The organism is Parabacteroides sp. PF5-6 (genome assembly GCF_029504695.1).
In the GTDB taxonomy this organism is placed as follows: domain Bacteria; phylum Bacteroidota; class Bacteroidia; order Bacteroidales; family Tannerellaceae; genus QVMG01.
Genome location: NZ_JAQFIN010000005.1, coordinates 230,403 through 247,579 on the forward strand (window position 1 = coordinate 230,403; position 17,177 = coordinate 247,579).

The following is a 17,177-nucleotide window of genomic DNA, read 5'->3' on the forward strand; positions in this document are numbered from 1 at the left end:
AACGAAACTTTTGGCAATAAACCAAGAACTGTTTGTTTTATTTTTAGTAAATGCTTTATGGAAAGGAATATAAAGTTAAATTTCAGAAAGAATACGGAATTATTCGGGAGGCTTTCACTATCTTTGCTTCCCTAACAACAATAAAACGACCCGATTATGCGACTTACCTCTATTGCAACTCTTGTCACTCTATTTGCTTCTTTTTATTTCTTCGCCTCTTGCGTGAAAGAAGAGTCGGAAGATACACCCGATGAGGTGATTAATTATGTAGAGGTGGGCGATGTCTTGCCCGATTTCTCTGTTACAGACGGGATGGGCACAACGTTGACCGACGAGGATTTCAAAGGAAAGAAGTCTTATCTGGTGTTTTTTGTTACGACCTGTGGCGACTGCAAACGGGAATTGCCACGCATCGAGCAGCTCTGGCGTCAGTTGAAAGACGAGCCCGACTATCAGGTGGTCGCCATTGCCCGCAAGCAAGGCAAAGACGAAACCGATGCCTACTGGAATGCCTCAGCTTTTACGATTCCTAAATACCTGGATCCCGACCGCACAGTCTATGCGAAGTTTGCCAACAGTATGGTGCCCCGGATCTACCTGGTCGACCGCCAGGGTGTGGTGCAGTGGATGGGCATTGAAACCTTTACCCCTTCCGATGCCGAATTGCTGGAGAAGATCAAATCCCTTCCGTAAATAGCCGGCAGCCTTTTAAAAATCCCTGCCGGCCTTTTCCAAAAGGCTGCCGGACATTTCCAAATCCCTGCCGGCCTTTTCAGTGAAAGAGGCCGCTTTTGTCGTTAAATAGCGAATGTCAACAAATCGAAATGGCAAACAATGGTAAACCAATCATTCCGCACATAGTTTTTCATTTTTTTACTACCATCATACAGCCGGAACAGCCAACAATGTTAAACGAATCACTATTGGGACTCCCCAACAGGTGTCGGAAAGTTACTTACAGGGTTTTTGCTGCTTTTCTCGCTGTTAGAAATAGCTATATAATTGATATACAGAGCTGAAATAAAATCCTGTATGATGTAAGTAAAAAAACGAAAAACTTTGTTTGGAGGGTATTTGACGTCTTTTAGGTCTTTAAAGTCTTTTAGGTCAGTGAAAAAACCTAAAAGACCTTAATGACTTTAAAGACCTAAATGACTTTAAAGACCTAAAAGACCTTCAGATTCCCTTCGATGCAAATAGATTCCACAGAGTTGCTTTACGCTTCGCTAAGCGACCTTCGGTTCGGGCTGACCCCTGATCCGTGTGTCTTGATAAAGGCGTATGGAAGGTGAGGGAAGGGGATAAAAGTCAAAAAGAGGCTATCCTCGCGGACGTCCTCTTTTTTGCACAAGTAAAACAAAGTGTGTGCGCCATAGTTCCAATTCACTACAAAGTCATAATCCAAAGTAGGTTCAATACAGACAGATGTATAAACCACCTTGTCTAAGCTTTAGTTTAGTCATCACGACCAACTATCGGTAAACCTTTCCAACTGATAGGGCTCGGGTTAGATCAAATTATCCCATTTTACCATAGAAAAGACACGTTTCTGCACTTAAAGACACTTTTCCTATACCTATTTATTTCCCATTTCGTTTATTCCAAATGTAAGTGGAGATGGCGGTATTTTAGTGCTATTCATCCGCTTTTTCCACTTTTTTTGCAACAAAAAAGAGAAGAGCTTCGCTGAAAATGCTCTAAAAATGAAACAAAGCAGGCGTTCGTGAAAGCGCAATTGCGATTTCACGAACAATTCCTCCTTTTTCCTGTGGAAAAAGTATTTGTTGCCAGACCGGATTTGAAATTGAATTTATGAGCGGGAGGACCGTACTTTCTTACAGGCCAATTCCTCTTCCGATTGGATCGGAGGAAGTAAGACCAGGAAAGAAAAAAGGCAGCAAAGTACAAAGGATAATCCGACGGTCAGGATCGACCCGTTACTGATGTAATTGGATACCAATGAACAGATGAAAGCGACCATCAACTGGATGGATCCGAAGAGGGCGGATGCCGTGCCGCTATTATGGATAAACGGGGTGATGGCCAATTCGGTGGTCGTCGGAAACAGGATCCCGATCGGGAAGACATAGAAAAACAGGATCGCCAGGATGGGGATAATGCCTGCGTTCATATACATGGCGGCAAACAGGATGATGCTAACTGCTCCCATGAATACCAAAGTATATTTAACCAATACATTCGTCCGGATCTGCTTTTGCAAGACCGTCGTGATATACGATCCCACCATCAGTCCCAACGCGTTGATCCCGATCACCAGGCTGAACACATTGCCCGAGAACCCGCCATAGTCCATGATCAGAAACGGTCCGTTGGCCACATAGATCATCAACGCCCCGTTTGCCAGGCCGGCCAGGGTGGAGTAGACCAGGAATTTCCGGACTTTCAATATCTGCCAGTAACTCTGCCAGACGTTTGTTTCTTTTGCTTTTTCTCTTCCGCGGAAAGTCTCCGGCAAACCCAATAAGGTCAGGACAAACAAGGCGATGCCCAATACAACCATGGCATGAAACAAGCCGATCCAATGGAAGGTGTTTAATACCGCATTGCCGATCGCCGGGGCGACGATAGGCGCTACGCCCATGATCAGGGCCAACAGAGCGAAGATCTTGAGCGTATTGTCTTTGTCGAAATAATCGGTGACCACCGCCCGGGAGATCACCACACCGCCGCATCCGCCAAGGGCTTGAATGAAGCGGACCACCCACAATTGTTCGATCGTCCGCACATACAGGCAGGCGATCGAAGCCAGGATAAAGATCAGGAGAGAAGCCAGGATGGGTTTTTTCCGACCGAACCGGTCGGCCAGCGGACCCCAGATTAATTGCCCGATCGCGAACCCACCCAGGAAGGTGGTCAGCGAAATCTGTACGCGGGCGATCGGAGTAGAGAAGGCTTCGGCAATCTGGATAAATCCGGGCAGATACATATCGATACATAAAGGTTCGAGAGCGGTCAGTAGCGACAGGATAAGGATCACTGTCCATTGCATAAAGGTAAACTGTTTCATTCTTTTATCTTAGTTTTATTTTTTCATCTTTCTTCTCTTTCCAGACCCGGCCATCCTGCCGTATATGCCAGGAGGAGGAGTTATCGATCGCGTAGATGATTTCGTAAAGAGAAGGGGTCGTATGGATGGTCAACTTCTTTAATTGCCCGGTGGGGAATATCTCTTCCGCTTTCAGGTTCGCCAGCGAAGCACTGTATTCGTCATACGCCTGCCGGTATTCGCGCTGGCGGTAATAGAGTTGGCGGAGTTTTCCTTTCAGCTCTTCCTCCGGATCGTTCCGGAAAGCCACTTCGCCATTGCCTGCCGCCTGGTGGGTGAACTGCACATATCCCCAGTATTCGGGCAGGTGGATATTGATCACTCCCGTAGGCGCCCATACCCAGTTGTGTTCCCGTATCTTATCTTCTCCCGGCATGGGGATCTTGACATATTTTCCGTCTTGTATCTCGGTATGCCATTGCACGCGCGAGAAATTGACGCGCATCTGTTGCCCTTCCGCCGGCTGCCCTTTTTGGGAGATCACCTGCATAAGCGACTTCCAGGGAATAAACACTTCGAGGCTCCAGTATTGGTCGGTATCCGACGGGTCGTTCAATGTGCCTTCCACATGTACGGCCGATCGCATACCGGCAAATTCCCAGTCGTTCAATACCACCGGATTGTCGCGGTAGGGTTTCGAAAGGAAGAGATCCCATTCCGTGCCCAATGCGTTGATCTCGTATTCCAGGTAGTTATGCGTATCGTTACCCGGATTGAGGAAGATTTCGAAGTCGTTGTCGTGGTAGATCACGGCATCGTGTTCGGTGACAGTGCCCCATACGTGGGGCTCTTCCAGCCGGGCGGCGAAATACATGCCTTGCTCATCGTGTGCCATCTTTACACGGGTCTGGTGGTAGGGCAGGGGCTGGCCGTCGCCTTCGATATCCACAAAGTCGGTTGTCCAGGGGATGGCATCCCATTCCTCCGGCGAGAGTTTCCCGTCGAGGGTGATCGGTCCGGGTGTGGGGTGGCAGACATAGGTCGGCGCATTCAGCGGTGGCCGTTCGGCGTACCAGAGTTCTTTCGTCCGTTTCTCTTTACAGGATACGGTGAAAAGAAGGAGAGTAATAGCTGATAAAAGGAAAAATCTGTTCATGAGTAATATATGTTTATTGAGATGATTGGATAAGGGCGAGTCCGGCACTGAGCCAGGTGTCGATATCGGCGGGGTAGTGTTGCGCCGTCCGGTCGTCTGCCCTGCGGTGACCCAGGCGCACGATGACCGCGTTGTGTTCCGGAATGGCCAAGACGTATTGTCCCAGGATGCCGCGCATATAAGAGACCGGCATACCGTCGTAGGTGAGGTGCCAGAACTGGAAACCGTAACAGCGGTTTGTCTCGTTGTAATCCTTATAGATCAGGGTTGTATCGGGCGTCAAGGCTTCTGTCATAAACGCTTCCGAAACCAGTCGCTTCCCGTCCCAGGAGCCTTTGTTCAACATCAACTGCCCGAACCGGGCAAAGTCGCGGGCGTTACTGTTGAAGCAGCAATAGGCCTTTTCGATACCCTCCGCTTTATCCAAACTCCACAAGGCGTTCTCCTCGGCATGCATGGGCGTCCAGAGTTTGCGGGATACGTAGTGGCTGATGGATTCGCCGGTCGCTTTTTCGACGATAAAAGTCAGTAGTTGAGTCACGCCACTCTGGTAGACGAAATATACGCCGGGCGCTTCGATCTCTTTCATGTGGAAAGTGACTTTCCGCAGATCGTTCCCGTAGTACAGCTGGGTTGTGGGCGAGAAAGGAGAGGTGTAGGCCTCTTGAAAATCTACCCCGGCGCTCATGGTCAACAGGTGACGCAGGGTCAATAGCTTTCCGTCATATCCCGGAAATTCGGGAAAGAAATCGCTCACGGGCTGGTCGACATCGCGGATATATCCGTCGTCGATCGCGCAGCCGATCGCTAAGGCTACAATGCTTTTGGCCATCGAAAAGGAGTTGCTATGGGATTGCGCGGAATAGTCTTGCCAGTATTCTTCGAAAAGCAATTGGCCGTCTTTGATCACCACGAAGGCTACCGTACCGTATTTCTCGAACGCTTCCCGGTAGTGCTCGGGCAGCGACAATTGATTATACGCCGCTGCCGTCGGCCAGGGCTCCGGATCGCTAGCCTCGATCACCCGGTTCTCGAAGATCGGATACTGATCGATCTTGGGGGTCAGGTGCACCAGCGCCTTCCGCAGGTAGTCATTCGATGGCAATGCCAGGAATACTCCGACAGCACAGATCAAAACGATAATCCCAATAGCCGCTTTTTTCATTCCTCTTCTTTATACCACGACGAATACATATGATAATTCTTTGCAATCTTCTGATTGATCTCTTTCGATTGCTCGGGATCTACTTTCTTAACGAATTTAGCAGGTACACCGGCATAGATGCTTCCGGGCTCAACAATCGTTTTGCTCAATACCACCGAGCCGGCAGCGATAATCGCTCCTTCGCCGATCACCGCATGGTCCAATACCACCGAACCCATGCCAACCAGCGCGCCACTGCATATCTTCGCCCCGTGGATCGTCACATTGTGACCGATCGAGACATCATCTTCAATCTCCGTTACCGATTTCTCATACAAGGTATGGATCACAGAACCATCCTGAATATTCACTCCATCGCCGATCCGGATCGAGTTCACATCGCCACGCAAGACCGTGCCGAACCAGATACTGCATCCTTCGCCGATTTCCACATCTCCGATGATCGTGGCATTATCTGCCAGATACGTATCTTTTCCTATAACGGGCGTAAAGCCACGTACTGATTTTATTAGAGCCATTAATTTCAATTACGAATTAAAAATTACGAATTACGAATGAGTGAGAATTACGAACTAAAAGAATTATGAATAGAGGACTCCCCCCCCCCCTCAATTCGTAATTCGTAATTTTTAATTCGTAATTGCGAAATTTGAGCAACGCTCAAATTTCGCGTGTCTTTTCTCTAAGCCAAGCCTTTTCCTCTTCGTTGAGGTGGGGGCTGAGGCGGTCGTACACCATCTGGTGGTATTTGTTGAGCCAGGCGTGCTCGCGTGTCGAGAGCATCTCGGGAATCACCAGGCGGGTGTCGATAGGACAAAGTGTGAGTGTTTCGAACGTAAGGAATTTTCCCCATTGCGTTTCGCTGTCTTCGATGATCAGGATGATATTCTCCGTGCGGATGCCGTATTCGCCGGTCCGGTACATGGCCGGCTCGTCGCTCATTACCATGCCTTCGCGCAGGATCACGGGGTTCTCTTCCATACGGATGCTCTGCGGCCCTTCGTGCACGTTGAGGCAGTGACCGACGCCGTGGCAGGTGCCGTGCAGGTACTGGATACCGGCATCCCAAAGCGCCTTGCGGGCAAATACATCGATCAGGCAACCGCGAATGCCTGCCGGGAACTTACATTTGGCAATGCCGATCATGCCTTTCAAGGTGCGGGTGAAGTCTTTGCGCATCTGTTCCGTCGGCTCGCCCAGAGCGATCGTACGGGTGATATCGGTCGTGCCGTCCATATATTGTCCTCCGGAATCCAAGAGGTACAGGCTGTCCGGCAATAAGGGAATGTCGCTCTCCGGCGTCGGCGTATAATGCACGATCGCACCGTGTGCGCCGTAACTGCTGATCGCCCCGAAGCTATCCATCAGGTATTGCGGCTGCTCGGCACGTAGCGCCGTGAGTTTTTCCGCCGCACTGAGTTCCGTCACCCGCTCGCCGGCCGCCATTTGCTGCTCCAGCCAGATAAAGAACCGGGTCATGGCGATCCCGTCTTTCACCATCACGTTGCGGAACCCTTGGATCTCCGTTTCGTTCTTGATACTCTTCAGGTGGTTTGCCGGTGTGATGTCTTCGATAATGCGGCATTCCTTGGGGATGGCATGATAGAGCGCCAGGTTCGTCCGTGCCGGGTCGAGACAGACGGTATAATCGGCAGGCAGTTGCGCCAGGTAAGCGCCGATCTTCGTATAGTCGGCCAACGTGACGCCTTCGTTTTTCAGGTGCGCCGCGATCTCTGCCGTTACCTTCTTCGGATCGATAAAGAGTACGCTCTCTTTTTCGGATACAAAACCATAAGCCACGGCCACCGGGTTGTATGTCACGTCGGTGCCCCGGATATTAAAGGTCCAGGCCACCTCGTCCAACGCCCCTAAGATCAGGCAGTCGGCTCCGGCTTTATGCAGTTGGTCGTTGATCTCATTCAGTTTGTCGGTCACGGATTTACCACTGAGCTCCACCGGCATCTCAAAGATCGGATGGGTGGGGATCGAAGGACGGTCTTCCCAGAGCGGGTTGATCAGGTCGTAAGCCGTCTCAAGCTTGATCCCCTTTTGCTGCAGTTGCTTCTCGAGCTTCAATCCGTCGGTAGCGCTATAGGTCGCCCCGTCGAATCCGACGGTCTGCCCTTTCGTCAGTTCTTCGCATAAGAAATCCAGGATTGTCGGCGTCTCCGGCAACGAAGCCTTATAGAGTTCAATACCCGTATCCGCCAGTTGCATCTCCGCCTGCAGGAAATAACGCGAGTCGGTCCACAAGCCGGCTTTATCAGCTGTAATCACCACCGTGCCGGCCGAACCGGTAAAGCCTGAAATCCAAACGCGCGATTTCCACCGGTCGGCAGGATACTCGCTCAGGTGCGGATCGGAACTCGGCACGATATACGCCGCTATCTCTTTCTCTTTCATGGCCTGCCTAAGGGCAAACAGCCGTTCGGGAATATTCGTTATCATCATTGTTGTCTTTTTGTGTTTTTCAGACAGCAAAGATAACTTGTTTTTTGAAGTAACCGGCAAAAAACGAACGTTTGAAGTAGCGAGTGCAGAATCCGTGCTTGCATGGATTATGCCGAGTCACGCCAAACGACTAATTTTAATGAACGTTTGAAGTAGCGAGTGCAGAATCCGTGCTTGTATGGATTATGCCGAGTCACGCCAAACGACTAATTTTAATGAACTTCATAGCTAAATCTCTAATCTCTTTTTATTATCTTTACACCAAGCAAAAAGCAACTCAATATAGTTCAAAGAGGCTTGACTATACATCATTTTTTCTATATTAATGGAATGAGGATAAAAGGCATAAAAAAACCCGGATTCATCACCAGCATCTAAGATATCTGGGAGAGGAACTACCGGGACTGCATGGCAAATATAGCAATATTATGGCATACAACAAACAATATTTCGAAAAAGTTTTCTCCAATGAAAGAATGGAGCGGTATTTTCTTATACATCGGGATGAAGATTTAGCGATCAAACATTATCGTTGTAACCTGGAATTGGCCGAATCCTTTTATATTAGCCTCTCTGTATTTGAAGTAGCGTTGCGAAATGCATTGAATCGTGAACTCGAAACTATGGCAGGACGTGAGGACTGGTATATTATGTTTTCCACTACACCGGGTCTGGAAAACTTAAGTCGATATATTTCACAAGCTGTAAAGCAAATTGTCGGGAGGCGCGAAGCTGTTACTCCGTCGAAAATTGTAGCCGAACTTACACTGGGTTTTTGGGTTTCATTGTTTAATAGTGAATATGAACGGTTGCTTTGGAAGCACTTGCGTCGTGCATTTCCCTATATGCCAAAAAGCGAGCGGCGGCGAAAAAATATTTCGGCGCCGCTTAATACTTTTCGAGGCTTTCGCAATCGAGTATTTCATAATGAATCTATCTGTTGGAATCTTACCCGTGTAGCTGAAATCCATAGCGAGATAATTCAGGTTATGGGGTGGATAAATAAAGACCTTCCAGCATGGGTGGAACCCTTTGATCGTTTTCCGGATGTCGAAAAAAGTATTCGCCAACGTTTGAAATGGGAGTAGAATACTCGTTTTTACCCCACCGCCACAAAAATCTTCCGTGTACCTTTTCCGACGGAGGCGATGATTTTTTCTTCGACGAATGTATCCAGGTCTTTTTGTGCCGTATAACGGGTGCAGTTGTTTAACCGGGTGTATTCCATGCCCGTGATATGTCCGTCCTTTTCCAGCTGTTTGAGCATCCGGGCTTTGCGTTGTGCCTGTGAAGATTCGGCCGGGCTTTCTTCAGGGTATTCCTCGATCTTGGTCGTTTGGCGGATCTTTTTCTTCAATTCGGGATGGGCGCGGAAATTCACTCCGTCGATCGTGACCTCGGTCGCCGGTTTGTTGGCGGCGTTGATGATCTGTTTGCTGCGAACCGACAACGAGAACGTACCCAGTTCTTCCCACTCGATATGATACCCTTCCTGCAAGGATTTGCGGGTGTACTGCACCAGCCCGTCTAAGATCCCTTTGATCTGTGCCGTGTTCAGCCCCATCGGAACCAATGCTTCACAGATATCATCCAATCGCAATGTGCCTTTCGAAACAACGCGTGCGTGTTGTAATGCTTCGCCTTCCCGGTCGTTCGGGCGGGGTGTGTTGTAAATTTTTACTTTTACTGCCATACTCTTCTTTATTTAGTTGCCATTATTTATTTGTTGACAAATATAAACAGATTTGTTGATAGTTATCAACAAATCTGTTGACAATTGTCAACAAATCTGTTGATAATTATCAACAAGTGAATGCCCCTGCCGAAACAAAAACCTATTCGCCTGACTTTGTGAAACTTCCCGTACCTTCGTGCTCGATTCAAATATTAACCACCACGAGCACGAAGAGCACAACGCTTTTTTTGTTTCTAATATATTTGCTGGATAATCGCGGAAAATTAAAAAACGTTGTGTTCTCCGTGTTCTTCGTGGTGCTGAAAAAATAGCTGTGGTTTATACCGGGGCGTCAATTAAAATGTTTTTCTTTGTAACTACCGGAACATTCGAGTGCAGAATGTCTTAACCTTAAGCAAATATAATTTATGAAATACAAAAGATGTCAATCTTTGCTAATCGTCTGTTTATTAGTGTATTGTGGTTTTTGTTTTTCTTCCTGTCGGGAGGATCCGGCCACTACCCGGTTATTGCAGGAAGCCGAGGCCGCACTGGATAGTGTGCCCCAGAAAGCTTATACCCTCTTAAAAAACGCGGATTCCATCGCCGTTTTTAGTACCGCCCAACGTGCCGAGTGGAACCTATTGATCACCCAGGCGATGGATAAAATCAAAGAGAAACCGGCAAACGACTCCATTATCCGGCAGGCGGTCGATTATTACGCCCAAAAAGAGGATCCCCACCGGCAGATGCTTTCCTATTATTATTGGGGCCGAGTAACCCATACGCTGGACGACGCCCTCCGGGCACAGGAGTATTACCTGAAAGCCCGGGAAAAAGCGATACAGATCCATAACGCTCCCTATCTGGCCCGGATCAATAGTAATATCGGTATGCTTTATCTCTATCAGGAATTGCCGGAAGAGGCGTTACCTTATTTATTGGAGACGCAGGAATATTTTGTGCGACAAAATGATCCTGTAAATCAGCGTTTGGCTAATCGAAACCTGGCTCGTGCCTATTCTATACTTCACGAGCCCGATAGTACGTTGTTCTATTATAAAAAAGCATTAATATACGCCACTGTATCGAAGCAGAGAGTAGCCCTTATCAATGAGATCATCCCTATATATATCAATCAAGCGCAGTATGATTCCGCTTTTGTTTATATGCAGGAGATTCAGAAATTATCCGAATATCGGCTTTCTTTACAATCCAGTTTGGTCGTAGGCCAATATTTTGCCCATACGAATCAACCGGATTCAGCGAATTATTATTTGAAGAAATGCCTTGACACTGATAAAATTCATATACATGCTACCGCCTGTTTCCATCTCTATCAAATGGCACGAGAAAGGCAAGACCTGAAAAACTATACGTTACATCAGACCCAATATGAGATCCTACGGGATTCCATTATGGATAATACCTATACCGAAAAGCTTTTGTATCTGCAGACATTATACGACCATGAGAAAAAAGAAAATGAAATCAAACAAATAAAACAGGCCCATACCATTGCGAAGCTGGTTGGAGGCTTATTGGCCTGTACCGTTTTTGTGTTGGGGATGTTTTTGTTTCTCTTACTTTCCCGAATACAAAGGCGCAAAAAGGAATGGGAAAATCAGCAAACGCTTTGGGCGGAGAAGGAAAAGGAGCAGGAGAATAAAATTCAGGAAAGTATAAAGCAACTCAATCAAAATAACCAGGTCATAGAAATATTGGAGAAACGGCTGGATAATAAAGAAGAAAATGAAGAAGCGCTTCAAGAATTGCTTGTCGATCTAAAAGAAGAAAATAAATTGCTGAAATACAAGACAACTCCTATCAATGCAATAGATAAAAGATTGGCCTCTTCTCCTGTATATCAGAAATTTCGTGATGCAGAAAGGGCAATGTCTCTACATGAGATCGATGAGTTTCTGCATTTGATTGATCAGGTATATCCTTCTTTCAAAAGTAAAATATATGAATTCAACACTCCCCTGAGTAAGGATGAATGGGCGATTTGTTATCTCACAAAAGGGCGGTTAATAAATAGTACAATCGCAATCCTATTGAAGCAATCCGAATCGAATATAGGTAATAAAAAACGAAAATTATGTGCGCCGTTCTTTTCGATAGAGAAAGGAAGTGTTACTATATTCGATAAGCAAATACGCGAATTAGAGTAAAATAGAGAGAAGAAACGTAGTCATTCCCTTTTTGTATACTTCTAATACACAGTGCGATATGAAGTCGTGCATAAATCGTGCATAAAATCCGGGTCGAATTAAATCGAGAACCCTATTTTTACACCAAAGAATTTAAACTACTTGAAACCATGGAGCGTTTATTGATTTTTCAGAAATGGGCTTGCCCAACCGTATACAAATAGATAGTCCCATATTTATTTGTACTCCTTATTTATAAATGAGAGGTAGAGTATGCTGAATAGCATACTCTACTATATTCTTGAAAATCAAGAAAGAAGATGAATTGTGTTGGGGAAAGACTATCTTTACCGGTAGTTCGGATGTAAACTATAATCAAATCTATTGAATTATGATAAAAAAGTTAACCTATACGAGTCTATTATGGATGGTGTTCTCTTGGGTCGTCTTGGCTCAAACAGAAAGTGACACCCTTTTCCGCACCGTATCCAAGCGCTTACATGAATTCCAATACAATGCTCCCCGTGAGAAAGTGTATGTGCATCAGGATCGGACACAGTATGTGGCCGGAGAAACGATGTGGTTTAAGGCCTATCAGTCGTCTTCGCCGGACTTTCCGGTGGAAAGCGGGGTGGTGTATGTGGAACTGATCGATGGCATGAACCAGGCGGTGGCTGAAACCAAATGGAAATTGGAGAACGGCAGCGCGGCAGGACATATCGAGCTGCCCGACACATTGACCAGCGGCCTGTACCAGCTTCGCGCTTATACCGGATGGATGCAGAACTTTGACGCGGAGGGGTTCTTTACCCGGGAATTGACCATTGCTTCGCGTTATGCCGCGTCTCAGGAAAACCCGACAAACGCTGCCGAAGCCGGCAAAGCGCTTGCGGAAGATCTGCCTTTGGAGGAAATGCCGGAACGAAAAGTGGAGCTTGCTTTCTTCCCCGAAGGGGGGAACTTAGTGGCGGGACTGCCTTCGAAGATCGCTTTCAAAGTGACCGACCGCGCGGGGAAAGGTATCGAGGCCTCGGGAGTGGTTTGCGACCAGGATGGGAATGAGGTGCGTCGCTTTGAAACCCAACACCGCGGAATGGGCTCTTTCGCTTTGGAACCGGAAATAGGAAAGCAATATATAGCCCGGCTCGACGGGATGAAAGTGCAGGTGGCACTGCCCGAAATCTATGCCCAAGGGTTGGTCATGTCGTTGGGCTACCGCGACGACCGCCTGCGCATCACCCTGCGCCATAACTTAGATGCCGTGCGCACCCAGACGCCTTTTCACCTGACAATCCATCAGGAAGGTATTCCGTGGTTTAATGCCCATGTGAATATGCAGGAGCGAACGACAGTCTTTGATATTCCGAAGGAGAAACTGCCTGTCGGTCTGTTTGTGATTACCCTCTACGATGATAACCTACATGCTTATGCCGAACGGCTGGCGTTCGTGAATCACCCGGAGCAATTAGAGATACACGCCAAAGCGGATCAGGCAGTATATGCATCACGGCAAAAGGTGACGGTAGAGATAGACGTTCCCGAATTGTATGATGCGCCGCAAACAGGAGATTTCTCTGTGGCAGTGGTGAAAGCCAATCTCGAAGATGCCGATACGCAGAATAATCTCTTTACGGATTATTTCCTGACCAGCGAACTCAGAGGCCGCATTGAGCAGCCGACGTACTACTTCAATGCCAACGACACCCTCGTGGCCCAACACCTGGATCTGCTTTTACAGACCCATGGTTGGCGGCGGTACGTCTGGGATAACGTTGTTTCGGGAAAGACTCCCGAGATCAGTTTCCCGGTGGAACAACAGTTATCGTTTGCCGGAAAGATCTATCCGCGCAGTAAGAATCAAAAGATGGAAGAGGTCGAGATAACCGCTTCGTTCCGGCAGGATGCGGTAAGCGACTTCCTTTCGTTTCATCCCGATAAAGAAGGACTTTTTCAGTTTGTCTACGATGACTTCTGCGATACGGCGGAGGTGATCTTGTCGGCACAAGACCAACGAAAACGGATCCTGGATATCTCACTGATTGAGCGGCAGAAGACGCCACACAACTATTTTTCCTACGCCGAGGAGGATGCGGATGATGAGTCGCAGGAAGTCTATGTCGAACTCTTGGGGACCATCCCGCAAGGTAACCTGGTGGATATCGACCAGACGGTACATGAATTGCCGGAAATCAGTGTAACCGTCAAGCGCAAGCAGTATCCGCATAAAGATAAGGTGCACGACGAGAACCTGGCGTTACATACCTACGAGGTCCGGAGAGAAGCTTCTTATGGAAGTAGTGCAGGAGCCTTGAGTATATTATGGTATATCCCCAAAAAGCTAGTCAGAGATCTGGGAAATTATTTCATGAAGGGAGGTAGTGGAGATAACATTTATTTCTTGTTGGATGGCGTTCGGACGTCTGCGGCAAATATAAAAACAATTCCTCCCCATTTCATTGACCATGTTGAGTTGCTCTCTTTTACCACGGCTATGCGGTATACCAGTCAATATGCTATGGGAGAAACTACCTTTTACCCCATTGCTTTCTGGACAAGAGACCGGCTGTCGTATTCCGAACCGGTGAAAAGTGTTACTTATCAATTTCCGGGCTTTAGTCAAATCAAAGAGTTTTACGCGCCGGACTATGCCACAGTCAACGATGTACGAAAGGCAGACTTTCGCAACACCCTCTACTGGCAGCCCCATGTAACGATCAATGCCGACGGTAAAGCCGAATTCAGCTTCTTTACCTCCGATGATAAAGGCGAATACCTGATCCATTACGAAGGACGGTCGGATAACGGAGAAATAGGCGTGACTTCTTCATTTATTCACATACAATAAAATAGTTATGGAATCGAAAAAGATAATGTTTGCTGTTGTTTTATGGATGCTGTTGCCTTTTGTGGGAAGCGCTCAAACGGAAAGTGACACCCTTTTCCATACCGTATCCAAGCGTTTACATGAATTCCAGTACAATGCTCCCCGCGAGAAAGTGTATGTGCATCAGGATCGGACACAGTATGTGGCCGGGGAAACGATGTGGTTTAAGGTGTATCAGTCGTCTTCGCCGGACTTTCCGGTAGAAAGCGGGGTGGTGTATGTGGAACTGATCGATGGTATGAACCAGGCAGTAGCTGAAACCAAATGGAAACTGGAGAACGGCAGCGCGGCAGGACATATCGAACTACCCGATACATTGACCAGTGGCCTGTATCAGCTTCGCGCTTATACCGGGTGGATGCAGAACTTCGACGCGGAGGGCTTCTTTACCCGGGAGATCCGGATTGCTTCGCCATTTTTCGATCCCTGGGGCATTGAAACAGATTTTTCCGTAACGGGCAATATGCTTTCTGCGGCTCTGCGTTTTTTGCATAAACCGGAAGGGACGCTTCGGTACAAATTGCGTCTCAATGGAGAAGTTTCCCGGGCGTATCCTTTGAAGCTGGACGAAGACGGGGAAGTGCATCTGGATATCGAACTGCCGGAGGATACGGAGTATGAAGGAACGCAGTTCTTTATTGTGGAGACTCCGGAGGGGGATCGGGAATTCCCTGTTTCCTTAGAGGCTCCCGTACAGTTCACCCTTTTTCCCGAAGGGGGAAACCTGGTCGCCGGATTGCCTTCCAAGATCGCTTTTAAGGTAACCGACCGGCAGGGAAAAGGGCTAAATGCCGACGGGGTGATTGTAGACAATGAGGGGAAAGAGGTTCGCCGCTTCCATACCCAATATCTGGGACACGGATATTTCTATTTTGAGCCGGAAGAAGGAAAGCAATATACTGCCCGCTTGGATAATCCGGTGGTGAAGACTCCTTTCCCTCCCGTTTACCCCAAAGGGATGGTGATGGATGTCAGGCGTTCGGGCGACCGGATGCGGATAGCGTTGAAACATAATCTGGAAAGTAACCATCTGCTGTTGCCGTTTTATCTGACCATCCACCAGGAAGGGGTGGTTTGGTTTAATGCGTTTGTGGATATGAGCGAGAAGATGACGGTACTGGATATCCCCAAAGAAAAGCTGCCGGAAGGCATTTTCACGATTACAATATATGACGAAAACCTTCAGGCGTATTGTGAACGCCTGGCTTTTATCAATTACCCGGAACAATTGCAACTGTCTTTGGAGACGGATAAAACGGCGTACGGAAAACGGGAAAAGGTTGTTGTCCGGATGGATGTAAAAGATAAATACGGCTCAGTGGAGGATGGAGACTTTTCGGTTGCCGTTGTTAAATCGGAGTTGGATAAGACAGATACCCGCAATAACTTTTATACGGACTATTTCCTCCGCAGTGAACTGAAAGGACGGGTAGAGGCTCCTGCCTCTTATTTTGCCAAACGGGATACGACCGGATTAAACCAGCTTGACTTACTGCTACTGACACAGGGTTGGCGCAGGTATAACTGGGATTATGTCGTATCAGGGAAGAACCCGGATTTGTATTACCCGGTCGAGAAAGATTTGTCATTTTCGGGACAGGTGCAGTTGCGGAATAGGGATAAGAACCTGGAAGATATCTCCATCAATGCCATCCTTCAGCGCGACTCCATCGAAGAGATCGTCTCTGCCCATCCGGGCTACCGGGGCGCATTTAAGTTTGAGGGCTATGACTTCTGCGATACGATGGAGGTGGTGATCTCTGTGGTCGACAAAAAGAACCGGACCTTGTATCTTTCGGTAGTCAACCATGAAGGCCAGCCTTCGGATTATTACACTTACGGTTCAGGAATCAACCGAAGCGATAATGACTCTCTAATAGTAGAAATGAGCGGCACGATACCCATAACCCCCGGTGAAAGTATAGATAAAGCGATTCATGAATTACCGGAGGTGAGTGTGACAGCCAAAGCTAAATCGAAGGATCATCGGAGATTACACAATGAGACGTTTAATATCGGAACTTATAAAGCAGTAAAAAATCGCTCTTATGGAGGCAAATGGGGTGCGTTGGGGATTTTGTTTTATACCCCGGGAGTCACTGCGCTCGACCAGGGGGATCAATTAAGCCTTCGAGTATTTGGCGTTGGATTACTTGCGCCACCTCCCCTTTTAGTATTGGATGGCAACCGAGCAGACGATAAGACATTGACTTCTATCCCTCCGAATTTTATTGAACGCGTAGAAGTCTTAGGCCCAGCATCAGCTATGGTGTATGGTAGAAGTGGTGGCGGAGCGATTCTTTTCTTCACCCGCAGTTGGGATGATATGGTGGATATGATCCCTTCTAAAACAGTGATTCATAAGTTTGTGGGTTATACCCGCCCGAAAGAGTTCTATTCTGTAGATTACTCTGATTCCTCACCCGATCATTGGGTTCAAGACCAACGAAATACCCTCTACTGGCAACCGGAAGTGAGAATGAATGAAGAAGGAGAAATGGAATTTACGTTCTTTACTTCTGATGATAAAGGCGAATACCTGATCCATTGCGAAGGACGGTCGGATAACGGAGAAATAGGCGTAACGCATTGTCTTATAGGGATACATTGAATACGGAATAATAGACTGTAAAGATAAACTATAACCGAATTAACCACGAAGCACACGAAATACACGACGTCGAAA

At 47.5% G+C, this 17,177-nt stretch carries 11 protein-coding genes; 5 read left to right on the top strand and 6 right to left on the bottom strand.

Annotated elements, in window-relative coordinates; translation table 11 throughout:
• Positions 1 to 156 precede the first annotated feature (156 nt).
• Complete coding sequence (locus M2133_RS08570; RefSeq protein ID WP_277465679.1) at positions 157 to 693, top strand: TlpA disulfide reductase family protein; 537 nt, start codon at positions 157 to 159, stop codon at positions 691 to 693.
• 1,117 nt (positions 694 to 1,810) lie between these two features.
• Here the strand turns inward: M2133_RS08570 and M2133_RS08575 are convergent.
• From M2133_RS08575 to M2133_RS08595, 5 genes are all read right to left on the bottom strand, one after another.
• Positions 1,811 to 3,028, bottom strand: a complete 1,218-nt coding sequence (locus tag M2133_RS08575; RefSeq protein WP_277465680.1) for a multidrug effflux MFS transporter — start codon at positions 3,026 to 3,028, stop codon at positions 1,811 to 1,813.
• 4 nt (positions 3,029 to 3,032) lie between these two features.
• Positions 3,033 to 4,163, bottom strand: coding sequence for a carbohydrate-binding family 9-like protein (locus tag M2133_RS08580; protein WP_277465681.1), 1,131 nt, complete (start codon positions 4,161 to 4,163; stop codon positions 3,033 to 3,035).
• A gap of 13 nt (positions 4,164 to 4,176) precedes the next feature.
• Positions 4,177 to 5,328 (bottom strand): serine hydrolase, encoded by a 1,152-nt coding sequence (locus M2133_RS08585; RefSeq protein WP_277465682.1) that lies wholly within the window; start codon positions 5,326 to 5,328, stop codon positions 4,177 to 4,179.
• Positions 5,325 to 5,846 (bottom strand): gamma carbonic anhydrase family protein, encoded by a 522-nt coding sequence (locus M2133_RS08590; RefSeq protein ID WP_277465684.1) that lies wholly within the window; start codon positions 5,844 to 5,846, stop codon positions 5,325 to 5,327. The genes M2133_RS08585 and M2133_RS08590 overlap by 4 nt, the downstream gene beginning before the upstream one ends.
• Before the next feature lie 142 nt (positions 5,847 to 5,988).
• Entirely contained in the window at positions 5,989 to 7,776 is a 1,788-nt protein-coding gene (locus M2133_RS08595) for an aminopeptidase P family protein (RefSeq protein ID WP_277465770.1), read from the bottom strand.
• Positions 7,777 to 8,207: 431 nt separating this feature from the next.
• Here M2133_RS08595 and M2133_RS08600 point away from each other — a divergent pair, with 431 nt between their 5' ends.
• On the top strand, positions 8,208 to 8,867 hold the full coding sequence (locus M2133_RS08600; protein WP_277465685.1) for a hypothetical protein: 660 nt from the start codon (positions 8,208 to 8,210) through the stop codon (positions 8,865 to 8,867).
• 11 nt (positions 8,868 to 8,878) lie between these two features.
• On the opposite strand, the gene M2133_RS08605 is transcribed toward M2133_RS08600, so the two are convergent.
• Entirely contained in the window at positions 8,879 to 9,472 is a 594-nt protein-coding gene (locus tag M2133_RS08605) for a hypothetical protein (protein ID WP_277465687.1), read from the bottom strand.
• 410 nt (positions 9,473 to 9,882) lie between these two features.
• Here M2133_RS08605 and M2133_RS08610 point away from each other — a divergent pair, with 410 nt between their 5' ends.
• The 3 genes from M2133_RS08610 (at position 9,883) to M2133_RS08620 (ending at position 17,102) form a co-directional block, all read left to right on the top strand.
• Entirely contained in the window at positions 9,883 to 11,628 is a 1,746-nt protein-coding gene (locus tag M2133_RS08610) for a tetratricopeptide repeat protein (RefSeq protein WP_277465688.1), read from the top strand.
• 370 nt (positions 11,629 to 11,998) lie between these two features.
• Complete coding sequence (locus tag M2133_RS08615) at positions 11,999 to 14,452, top strand: hypothetical protein (RefSeq protein ID WP_277465690.1); 2,454 nt, start codon at positions 11,999 to 12,001, stop codon at positions 14,450 to 14,452.
• A gap of 7 nt (positions 14,453 to 14,459) precedes the next feature.
• Positions 14,460 to 17,102, top strand: a complete 2,643-nt coding sequence (locus tag M2133_RS08620; RefSeq protein WP_277465691.1) for a TonB-dependent receptor plug domain-containing protein — start codon at positions 14,460 to 14,462, stop codon at positions 17,100 to 17,102.
• The last annotated feature ends 75 nt before the right edge of the window (positions 17,103 to 17,177 follow it).